At 30.0% G+C, this 11,809-nt stretch carries 8 protein-coding genes and 1 pseudogene; 3 read left to right on the forward strand and 6 right to left on the reverse strand.

What is annotated here, in order from left to right:
* Together C8P67_RS22520 and C8P67_RS21280 are read left to right on the forward strand one after the other, a co-directional pair.
* A pseudogene (locus tag C8P67_RS22520) lies at nucleotides 1–132 on the forward strand (IS200/IS605 family transposase); the annotation flags it as partial.
* A gap of 47 nt (nucleotides 133–179) precedes the next feature.
* Nucleotides 180–419: a winged helix-turn-helix transcriptional regulator gene (locus C8P67_RS21280; protein ID WP_262511453.1), complete on the forward strand. Its 240-nt coding sequence runs from the start codon at nucleotides 180–182 to the stop codon at nucleotides 417–419.
* Between the two features lie 729 nt (nucleotides 420–1,148).
* Here C8P67_RS21280 and C8P67_RS21285 read toward each other — a convergent pair.
* From C8P67_RS21285 to C8P67_RS21305, 5 genes are all read right to left on the reverse strand, one after another.
* Nucleotides 1,149–2,636 carry a hypothetical protein gene (locus C8P67_RS21285; protein ID WP_115815215.1) on the reverse strand — a complete coding sequence of 496 codons (1,488 nt, stop codon included), beginning with the start codon at nucleotides 2,634–2,636 and terminating at the stop codon, nucleotides 1,149–1,151.
* 243 nt (nucleotides 2,637–2,879) lie between these two features.
* Nucleotides 2,880–5,252, reverse strand: coding sequence for a hypothetical protein (locus tag C8P67_RS21290; protein ID WP_147298275.1), 2,373 nt, complete (start codon nucleotides 5,250–5,252; stop codon nucleotides 2,880–2,882).
* Nucleotides 5,253–5,256: 4 nt separating this feature from the next.
* The gene (locus C8P67_RS21295; protein WP_115815217.1) at nucleotides 5,257–6,315 is read right to left on the reverse strand and encodes a S8 family peptidase; all 1,059 of its coding nucleotides are present in this window, start codon (nucleotides 6,313–6,315) and stop codon (nucleotides 5,257–5,259) included.
* Nucleotides 6,315–7,259, reverse strand: coding sequence for a glycoside hydrolase family 25 protein (locus tag C8P67_RS21300; RefSeq protein WP_115815218.1), 945 nt, complete (start codon nucleotides 7,257–7,259; stop codon nucleotides 6,315–6,317). The genes C8P67_RS21295 and C8P67_RS21300 overlap by 1 nt, the downstream gene beginning before the upstream one ends.
* Nucleotides 7,207–8,820: a hypothetical protein gene (locus C8P67_RS21305; protein ID WP_115815219.1), complete on the reverse strand. Its 1,614-nt coding sequence runs from the start codon at nucleotides 8,818–8,820 to the stop codon at nucleotides 7,207–7,209. Before C8P67_RS21305 ends, C8P67_RS21300 begins: the two co-directional genes overlap by 53 nt.
* A 447-nt stretch (nucleotides 8,821–9,267) precedes the next feature.
* On the opposite strand from C8P67_RS21305, the gene C8P67_RS21310 reads away from it, so the two are divergent.
* The gene (locus C8P67_RS21310; protein WP_115815220.1) at nucleotides 9,268–10,032 is read left to right on the forward strand and encodes a LuxR C-terminal-related transcriptional regulator; all 765 of its coding nucleotides are present in this window, start codon (nucleotides 9,268–9,270) and stop codon (nucleotides 10,030–10,032) included.
* 598 nt (nucleotides 10,033–10,630) lie between these two features.
* On the opposite strand, the gene C8P67_RS21315 is transcribed toward C8P67_RS21310, so the two are convergent.
* Nucleotides 10,631–11,428: a hypothetical protein gene (locus tag C8P67_RS21315; RefSeq protein WP_115815221.1), complete on the reverse strand. Its 798-nt coding sequence runs from the start codon at nucleotides 11,426–11,428 to the stop codon at nucleotides 10,631–10,633.
* Nucleotides 11,429–11,809: the final 381 nt, after the last annotated feature.

Raw genomic sequence — 11,809 nt, forward strand, 5'->3', positions numbered from 1 at the left:
GGATATTATGTAAATACGGTTGGTCAATATGGTAATGAGGATGTGATTCAGAAATACATTCAAAATCAAGGAGAAGAAAAGACTGTCTACAAAACGTTTAACAAAAAGCAGCTACGCTTGTCTTTTGAGTAACACGATACCTCGAGGCTCTGCCTCGGGGTAATTCATTATTCGTTCTCATTGATGGGGCGAAAAAATTCAATGAATTGTCAAGATCAGTAGGAATTAGCCCTCGTATTTTGTCTAAAGAATTGCAAGAATTAGAAATCAACGGATTAATAAGTCGAACGGTTTGCGATACAAAACCTATTACAGTTGAGTACGCTTTAACTGATTACAGTAAAACACTAGAAGATGTAATTATATCAATGTGTAAATGGGGTGAAATGCATAGAAAGACAATAACTGGTAAAGATTGATGTAAATTGAGTTTTTACAATATCATTTGCGCTCAATCAGTTCACTTAAGATAAAAAGCTATCTATACACTATGGATTTGTCTGTTTGATTGTGATACACTACACCGCAAAAAAAATATTAACGATTACGTTCCATGAATCGTATAACCTATGAAATATTTATAAAGTATTCTAAAAAAAACAACGCTATTGGAATCCAATGGCGTTGTTTGTCTTTTTGTGGGCTGTCAGGGAGCACAATCGAACTCTTAATACCTATTTTAAATTTTTTTGAAACTACTAAATGATATTTTCAAAATTGAGAATATAAATACATTCCCAAGTTTTACTAGTAATCTATCGGTTTATTACAATCCAAAGAAAACAAAATTAGTTTTACCAGAAAGTACTTTATATTAAGGGTAGATTCATAAAGCTTCAATAAACTTTAAGAGTGACTAATATTGCCATGTTGAAAAAATTATTGAAGTGATGGTAATTTATCTTTAACTACCCTGTCTTTTTTAGTACTCTATTTGATTAGTTACATGTAAAATATCATCTATTAAACAAAAAAATGATATGATTTTGTCTTTATAGAGCATCAGTTCTGTTCATTACAATTTACTTAACCTTTGCTTTGTTTTTTATGCTATCTAAATTAGCAACTTGAATTATCTAGTAGAATTGGGAGGATTCGAACCTCCATCATCGTGATAACGATATCTTACATTAGAAGACAATTCAATTTTATTGAAAACTTTTATTATCCCACTTTATAATTGATTTTGATTGTTTACAAACGGTAGCCCATTTATAGTTTGATTTACTCCAAATTTCTTTTCTGCTTTTTAAAATTAAATTATTTGAATCGTTGGCAATACTAAGCAACTCATTAAATATGGTTTGGTATTTAGAATTATCTTTTCTATAAATTAGAAACATTAAAACTCTAACAAGAAAATCAGACAACCTTATGATTCTATTATTGTTATTTTTTTTAGATTTATTAATCGCTTTCACTTCACTAATTAGTTTGTCAGCACATTTTTCATAATCTTTATTAACAATCATCTCTTCACAACTTTTTTCGAATTCTATTTCCTTTAATTTTGTTTTAGAATTTTTACCTTTTGTTTTACAAAATCTGGGTTTATTAAAAAAGCGATTGTAAATTTTCTCGGACTTAGATGAGTTGTCTAATAGCTTTATGGAAGGTATTAGTAATATTGCAAGTGAAATTGGTGTGATTGTAATTACAAGATTAACAAATTCACGTCTTGTTAGAGATCTCTCATTATCAAATTCATAATTATAGTTATCTGGAATAGTTCTTTTTGAAAGCCACAAAAAAATCACGACTATTGATGTTAAACAATTTAATAATGACAAAAAAGAATAAAAATTTAGTAATAGATGATTTAAACTTAATTCAATAAAATATAAGCGAAGCTGTAAAAAAGCAATTGTGCCTAAAAATGTAAAAACTATAATTTTATATAGATGGTGTCTATTTTTCAATGACATTATGTGAATTAATTCATCCGATGTAACTGAACAATTCATTTTGTTTGGTATCGGCGCTAGCCAAATACTTTTATTTACATGATACTCATAAAATTCATTCAGATTTACTTTTTCTTTCTGAATACGAATTGTTCTGGCCAATATATTTAATAAAGTTCGACGAATTAGTAAAAAATAAATTATCAAAAATGTTATTATAAATGAAAGAAACAAAGAAAAGTGTTCTCTACCATCATTAAATAATAATAAAACACTGACTAAAGACATTTCGTCTTTTGCAGCAGATAATCTCTTTTTTAGAGATTCATTTTTTGAAATGAGCTTTTGTTTCTCATTTATAGCCGTCTCAATAGCATTTAGCTTTTGATGTAGAGTATCTATTTTATTTTGACCAATTGAACTTGTGTCTATTTGTTGAAAGAAAACATCTTTATTATAATTAATATCATTGATTTTTAAATTCTTAATTGAACTATCTGGAATAATCTTATTACTAATAAACTTTTTATCTTTATTTATTTGATTACTATACTTTTGAATTTTGTATGAACTAAATGATAATGCTTTGAATGAGGAATAGTTTGGTTCAATCACTATAACATAATTAATTATTATGAAAATAATTGAAACAGCAAGAATTCTATCTTGTATAGCAAGTTTCTTGTTATAATTCTCTATATTAGATTTTATTATGTCCTGTGGCTCTTCCATTTTATACAGACTTAAAATAACCCGTTGGGTAAAATTATTTTTAACAATATAGAATCACAAATTTTTGATTTTAATAGACTTAGGACTTTTTACAAAGTCAATATATGTAAAAAAATAATGCGTTTTTCTGATTGTTCTTTTCGATTGATCAAAAATCTATACGCTCATGTGTTTCAATTTTCTACTTAAATTGTATTTGCTAACAGTAAATTAGTTAGGAAGAATATAGTCTTCTCAACTCCACTATTTTACAGGCGTAACCTTGTTATGATTCATCAAATTGAAAAAGGGAATATCAACAGCCAAAAACACATTGTATCTCCACGAAGGATTTGTTATCACGGTATTTCCTCCTGTATCGATTTTGGAAAGACCTGGGCCGTACTGAGCCCCAAAACCTAAGGACAAAGGTAAATTCCAAGGAAAACCATAAACAAGATAACCTCCAGGAGAAAATATTTGTCCTAATTCAATTGTATAATCTTTAACGATTACCTCTTCTGTCGTGCCGTTGTCATTTGTAATATTTTCTTTTTTAAGCTGATAATCCACTATCGCACCTAGATCAATAAGAGAGGCAAAAATACTTAATGAGCCTCCATGTTTCCAACTCAGTGCACCGGGTGTCCACGATATACCAATTGGCGCAATGACACCAAATTTATCGTTCCAAGAATTCGGGATAGTTGTCGACACAGATTTAAAGGAATAATATGCCCCTAAATAGGACTGGATCGAAATATTACCCCAATCTTTTGTATATTTTTTTATCGATGAACTTCCAACAGGAAGAATAGCGTTGTCTAATGCCGTTTTGATATCTTCTTCCGTTTTTGCTTCAGCTATATTAGCCATAAATAAGGCGTAAGGTTTTGCCTTTTCAAGGAATTTAATTAAATGTTCTAATCCTCTATACTGCACCAACTGATTAAGATCTTGGTCTTTTGAATTTATATTTGCCACAGCATCTATTTTTTCTCCGGGTACTTCCCTAAATATGCGATCTCCTTCTTTAAGTATTTTTACTTCGTCTTTCACCACATTCCCATTATAATTTTTTATACTTTCAGAATTTGTAATTTTTTCTTCGGTAGGAAGTTTAGGTTTGATAATATCATTTAACTTATTGAATATATCAAAAACATTATCTATTGCTTGTGTATATTCTTTAGAATATAGATTCCTGTATAAATTATTAGATTTTTTTAATAACTCTATATAGTCAGCTGGTGGTTGTGTCTCATTAAATATTTGAACAATACTAAATCCATACTCTACAGCATCAATCGAAGTATTAATATAATTATAAACATCATCGTTACTCACGGATTCTCCTTTATTCACTTTATTCTTAAAGTTCTTATATGCTGTATTTACATTACCAGTCAAATCAAAGAATTCTTTGAGCTTGTTTTTGAAAAGAAAAAGGTCGTTAGAATGTGATTTTAATATTTCTGAAAAAAGTGTTTCTTTACCGTTAATGTCTATATATTTTACATCATCTTTTATTGATTGTTGGTAAAGAAGCCCTAAATATATTTTGAAAAAAACATTATTGTCATCATCACTATTATCATCATCACTAAAAAGTTTTTTGAGTTCTTTTGCTTGTACCCAAACATCTTTTGTGTGACTTTGTATTGAATCATTTCGCACACTTTCAGAAATTAAAGCCGTAATTTTTAAACAACTTCCAAAGGTCTTTAGTTCAGCAGAAGACTTCTTGTCTTTCCACTCTTTAAAATCCGAGAATTCTTTAATAATGTCCGCAGCATTTGAAGCCCCAGTTTCAAGTTCATGAACGACTCTTATTGACCTAATCATGATTCTTATTTCTGGAAAATTTTCGAAAAGGCTTTGATACCTTGGCAATTGAAGTACATCATCAAGATGATAGGTAATCTGTTTAATGTCTTCAAAAAAAACATTCCTCAATGCAGGAAGCATTTGCGGATAGGTGTAAGTAAGAAGGTTTGCTAAATTATCTGTGGTCTTGGGAAACAATATTTTGAACTCTGGATTTTCTTCAGCAAATTTTCGAAACCGGTTAAAAAAAGCAATAGTCAATTCTTGCTTCGCTCTTTCAATCATTAGGCTTGAAATGGCGTTTGCGTATTTGGTAACGTCTAGACCGCCGATGCTAGCGACACTTGCTATACCCTTATTGGTAAATAAGGCACCTCCGCCTCTGGAAACACCTTCAATTGAATAGTCTACAAAAAAAGGATTTTTTTGCAGTATTCTTTTGACATCATCTACTGAAGCATTTTCATTTACTTCTGGAAAATATCTCTTAAGGAGACTCAATAATCTATTTACCTTATCTTTTTGTGTTTTTATTAAATCTTCTGCAATTTTTTTTCTCACTTCTTGAAGCTTTGCAATGGAGTCACTTTTATGAATATTGTTGCTATTCATATGGTTTGCTATCCTTTTTTCCAGTGATAAATCCAATTTTCTCAAAGAATCCTCAGTACTATTAATGATTTTAGAAGTTGTGAAATTGTTGTTTTTCAAACAGTCTTTTAGAAATTTAGCATCATAATAAATATTTTGACTCATTACACAATTAATTGTAATAAACGATATTAACAAAATGAATAGAGTTTTTTTCATAAAATTATCTTTTAAAAATTAAAAATGGATTTTGTAATTGGTCAGCCGAAATCAGTTTTTCAATATTGCTATCTAAAATTTTAATGCAATCTGATGACTCAACATTATTTGAACCATTTTGTTTTAGCCTAGATTTTATAAGCGCCAAATTTCCAGTAACTAAAGCAGATGCAAAACTGCTTCCTATAGCATCGCTATAAAAATCGAACTTATCTGTTGACTTGAAAGAAAGCTGAGGAACAATATATTTGATATGCGAATTAATCCGATTTACTTCGTCCAAACCTAGATCTTCTTTTTTCAAAGCACCCACGGCTATAAAGTTTTCATTTAAAGCAGGATAATAAGTTGTACTATTAAAAGTCCCTGTTCCATCTTGTCCTGCAGCAACCCAAATAATGTTTTTTGCATTGTCAGAAGTTAAAATTTCATCAAATACAGCCTTATTTAAGGGAGAAAAATCAAAGCTACAATTAATAATATCTGGTTGCTGTTTGATTAGCCAAACGAGTCCTTTCAAAATTGTATCGCTATCAGAAATTGTAGAATCGGCACTAATCTTGCCAATAATGAGTGACACATTTGATGCTATCCCTTTCATTTTATTATTGTCACACATTCCTGCAGCAATAATACCGGAAACAAAAGTTCCATGACTTTCTAATGATCTGTCTACAAAATCATCATTATCGTCAACAAAATTTTTCCCAATTATTTTGCAATTAGCAAAAGCTTCATGTCTAAATAAACCGGTATCAAGAATACCTACAGTTATGCCTTGCCCGTTTGTCTTTTTAAATTCCTGTGGCAATAATGATAAAATATTATAGTCTATAATTTGATTTTTGCTATCCAAAAATTTATGATCACAAAAGCCTTTCCCCCAAGCCCAATACCCATCTTTGCACTGATGCCAAATACCCAAATTATTTTTAAGCTGTTTAACGCTTTCAAACGTAAAACCTTCATTGACCACCCCAACTATATTGCTTTTGTTGGCAAAATCAGTGACAGGGCTTGTACGTTTGTTTAATTTATTAACTATTACTTTTAATTGCGTCATCAGAATAAGCTTTTGTCTTTTATAATATTTATATCCAATTTGCCATTGGTTCCTATTATTCCATCATCTCTATATTGCCACATCGCCCAATTGTTCCAGCCTACGGGTAATTCTACCTTATTACAATCTCTTAATGTATAGCGGGAAATCCATAATTTATATTTTCCTAAGTCATGGTCATGCGGAAGTTTTCTATCTAAGTATTCCTTTCTACTGTAGATCATACATTCCATATTGCATTTATCTTCTATTCTATTAATGAAAATGTTAATCCAATCTCTATAGTCTTCTTTTTTAAGAGGTGTATCCCAGTTTGGCGCATTTTCCAGATCAAGAACCAGAGGCAAATTAGGTTTTGGAGCTCCTGCCATTAACCGAAATACTTCATCTGCCTCAGCTTCTGCATCATTTGATACCGTTCCGCCATTTCTTGTATCTGGTCTACAGAAATGATAATACCCAATATTCAATGCTAATTGTTTTGCTGATGTAGCATTTTTTATTGCCATTATATCAGGAGTTCCGACTCCCTCTGAAAGTTTAATATAGACTGAGGTTACGCCACAATTCTTGATTTCTTGCCAGCTGGGAATTGTATTATGATGCGAAACATCAATACCTACTCGATACGGATTTGGAAGATTAATGGGCAGATCCGGCACTTGTACAGTAGTACCCAATGGAATATCTAAAGTCAATAAACCACCGCCCCAGTAATAATATCCGTCTCGATCTTCAAACCAATCACCAAGTGCATTAGAAATTTGCTTTGTTCCTTCAAACATATATCCCTTTGAGACAGTTCCTATAATATTTGACTTGTCAACAAACTTTGAAATTGGTTCAGTTCGCTTATTTAATTTATTTACGATTACTTTTAACTGTGACATCTTAACCAACGGCCTCCTCTCCTGAATTATTTTGAATTGTTGTTGAACTTCCATTGGTAGGATTTGAACCTGTTGAATTTGGTTTTCCTACAGGCGAACTAGGATCTGTACCTGATGATGAATTCGCTTTGGATCCAACTCCGCGAACACTGATTAATTTACTTAAAATATCAAACCAAAAGGGCGCGCCTAAAGTGACGGCAAATGCAGTGAGTAGCCACCCCAAGAATGTCTCCATATCCCCTCTTTGATTTGCACTATATTGAAATAAATTACGTTTTTGTATTATTGGACATCGCTCACACAGAATCTTCATTTTATATAGAGAACCTTTAAATATTTTTAGGCTATCACTATGATTGATTTTCAAAATTCCATATACTTTGGTTTTCATTTTATTCAAACGCGCTGTGTCTTTTTTGAGCTGAGTAGTATCTCTATAAGTTCCACTAAATAATAATGAATCTTTGGTCTTTAATTGTATATTACAACTACTAATTTCTAATTGAGCATTTTGTATTTTATCAATTTTTTTTTGTAAAATAATGATACTGGTTTTTGCTACAGCAATTTTGTCATCTAAGGAAACTCTGTCATCAAAAGAAATATTTTTATCAATCTTAAAGTGTTCCTTACATATAGTACATGAATCTTCCCAAGGCTTTCCTAAACCCATAGTACTTGTCGCTTCTTTAGCATCTGCTACCACCATATCGTAAGTTTTTTGGAGATTTAGATCATCTTGTGGAGTTCCGTTTTTGATATCTTGAACAGCAGCAACATATTTCTCATTGTTTTTAATAGCCAGTGCAACAAGCTGTTCTCTTGCATTTTTATCTTTACTGAGAATACGATGAATAGCAATTGCGTCTACATTAAAACTACATGCCATAGCGAACCCAATAATAAATAACAAAAACCTTGTATATCTCTTATACCAGTCTGTTGTTCTTTCCATTGTATCATTGAACCATTGTTCAAGCTTCGATTTAAATAAATCAATATCCGCACCTGATTCTTGCCAAAGTGATCTTAGAAAAAAAGCTGTACTTGGATTTATTTGAACAGTTTGAGAAGCGGTAATGATACCAGTTTCTTCAATAGAATTTTCTTTTACTAATATTTTAAAGGCTGGGTTTGACCTATCTTCTTTGGCACTAGCCATACTGATAGGTAATTTGTAAATTGTACCATTTATTATAGAGTTATGGATGGTTTCTATAGTTTGTGATTCTGGTTGATTAAAACCTTTTAATAAATCAATCATTACTTTTGAAAAGTTAGCGGCCGTCAAATATGCTGGCTTGCTGTAGTAATTGTCTTCTGCTAAGTATTTAATTAAAGAATGTGAATAAAACCATACCGCCACTTTCTTGTCTTTGAGTATACTCACCAGTCCAAATAAATGAAGCATTCCATATATCCTATCGAAAAATGATGATCTTGTCGTTGTTTTACCATCTTCAAGCATTCTGAGAATTGCTTTCTCAAGTAATTTTGCTCTAAAAGAAAATCTTACGGCAATCATTTCTTGGATTACTGACGCTAATAAACTATATAATAAGAATACAAAGGTCAGGCCAATAAAAACATCGAGAGCTACATTATTTATCATTGTTTGTCTTTTTAAGTATTAAAAAAGTGTGAATATTGGAAATGCAAACAATCAATTAACTTTATAAAAAAAGTTATTCAGAAAACTGTTTTATTACTATTTGGGGAAGATTCAGCAGTACCATCCTGTGATACCGCTTTGTTAAGTACATCTTGTCTTGACATAATTTTTAGATTAAAAAATTAACACTTGTTTTACTATCAATAAACGCAATGGCATGGCATCAAATACGTTTTAAGATTGCTTTGAGGCTATAATGTAAAAGCATAACTAATTAACAATCAGGGCAAGTAAAACAAGAGACAAAATTTAAAGAAGTTTTATAGTCTAAAGTTTAAAAATTAACTACTCAAAATTAAACATTTAAAACTTGTTAAAAAATACTCAATAATGAGTATTTTTTTGGAATCTTATTCTTAATTTTAAGATTCCAAAATAGATTTTAAAATGAAGAAGGAGCCATTAGAAGAACTTGAAAAAATCTGGAATAAAATAGCTAAGTCTGACGTAAGTATTCCTCCTGATTATAATCTAGAGTATATAAAAAGGATTGTGGATATTTTTTCAGTTGGGGAATATTATTATCTCATTTTTAATCTTGCCACTTCAACAATCGAGTATGTGCAGGACAATGTAACAAATGTTTTAGGGTGCTTACCTGAAGAATTTACAACTGAATATGTAATTGCTAATATTCATCCTGAAGACATCACGTTCTTTATGAATGTAGAAAATACTGCGATGAAATTTTTTTCTCAGTTTGCTCCCGAAAAATTAATGAAATACAAAATCAGATATGATTACAGGTTGAAGCACACAAATGGAAAATATGTTAGAATATTACAACAGATTTACACAATTCAAACATCACCTAAAGGAGGCGTTATGCGAGTTCTAGATATTCATATCGATATTTCCCATCTAAAATCTTTAGGAAGACCTATTCTATCTTTTATTGGTCTTGATGACGAACCTTCTTATATTGATGTTGAAATTCAAAGTATTTTTAAACCAACTAAAGGAATTCTGACCAAAAGAGAAAAAGAAATATTAAGAAATCTAATTGATGGACACAACAGTAAATCACTCTCGGAAAAATTATTCTTGAGTATAGAAACTATTAATACCCACAGAAGAAATATTTTAAAAAAGACCAAAACAAAAAACACAACAGAGATTATCACAAAAGCAATTAGAGAAGGTTGGTTTTAATATTTCGAACATATTTAGATTAACAGTATATAGTAAAGAAAGATAAAAAGTTCAATCAAAATAGCATACTTATGATTTCGGCTATAAATATTGCATATAATGGCGTTAAAGTTCGATATCATCTGATACTATAAAAAGAAAACCCAGTAAATACGAGGTTTTAATAATCTGTGGGTTTTCATATATTACTGCTAAATAATGAACCAATTTTTATTTTTTATAAAGACTTATATAAAAAAATAACGCCAATGGAAGACATTGGCGTTATTTGTCTTTTGTGGGCTGTCAGGGTTTACAGTCGAACACTTAATCCCTATTTTAACTTTTTTTGAAAGATTGATATAAAAAAATAACGCCAATGTCTTCCATTGGCGTTATTTGTCTTTTGTGGGCTGTCAGGGTTTGCAATCGAACACTTGATAACTATTTTAACGTTTTTCGAAAATATAAAAACTACTATTTATTAATCTTTTCAAATTATACGAAGTTGCGTATTTTTAAGTGAATATTCTATTTTACCAATATTTTTCATGTGAAAAGTAAATTTTTATATCCACTTTATCTACATCTGAAGAAGTCTTTGTTTGCAGAAGTTTTTCTATTTTAAATCATTCATTAAGTAAAAATCTCTATTCAATTTAAACTCCTCAAAAATTTCATACAGTTCTTTTTTAAGAACTTCAAAAATTTCGCTTTCAGGCAAGTTTTTAAAATTTGGATCATACTTATTAAAAGTATCTTCAAGGATTTTAAAAAGTCTTTCTTTATCAGCAGTTTCTCTTTCGATATTACAAAGTGTATTAATACAATATTGACTTGTTATTAATGAGAGTCTGCTTTTCTCATTTTTAATTACTGTATTATATTCTTCTAAAGACGCATTAAGTTCAAAAGAAAAAAAGAATTTTTCATAAAATTTCTCAAACCCGATAGCTAAATCTTTTTCAATGATTTTATGAGGACTTGCAACTATAGAACCAAAAGGAGATCTTTCTATTGGATTTATCTCTTTCAAAAGACTTGCACCTTCACAAACTGCCAAATATATTACTAAAGTATCTAAATAATGAATATTCATCATTTGAAATATTGGCAACAATTCATGCCAAAAAATTTCTTCTCCATTTTTTAAAATTAAGCCTCCATTAAAACCATGTATTTCAAAATGTAGAAAATAGAAATAATTATTATCTATTGCTTCATTTGCAATACGTAGTAATTCGTTTAGAAAAATATCTTTATTTTCTAAATCAAGATATTCAATATATAATAAATCTTCTTCGTAAGTTTTATTAGTTAAAGTTGATGAAAATAATTCATAACCAGTTTTAATATCTTCATCAGGCAATGATTCAAAAATGATAATTCCAAATCTTTTTACGTCCTCACTATTCATCGTGTATGTTTTTGTATAAATAAGGTTAAATTTCTGCTATTTATATGCATATCCGCACTTTCATAGCAGAATATCTTGTTCTTTCCAGACACATATATAGTAAAATAAATCGATAGTTCCTGCGAATTATGCTCGTAGAATTCGATTTAGAAATATAAATCTGTAATTATTGTGTGCCATTAAAAACTTTAATTGAAAAATTGATGCCTATTTTGACGTTTTTTGAAAATCTAAAGTAGTGTATTTATTAGCTTATGTTAGGTAAGGCTACTATCTCATTTTTTTAACTAAACCACTCTGCACTGAAAGTGCAGAGGTTTGTTTTACGAGGGACTGAAAGTCCCTCATTTTTTCATTCGAGAATGAAATTTGAATTATCAT

This window comes from Flavobacterium aquicola, assembly GCF_003385115.1.
Taxonomy (GTDB): domain Bacteria; phylum Bacteroidota; class Bacteroidia; order Flavobacteriales; family Flavobacteriaceae; genus Flavobacterium; species Flavobacterium aquicola.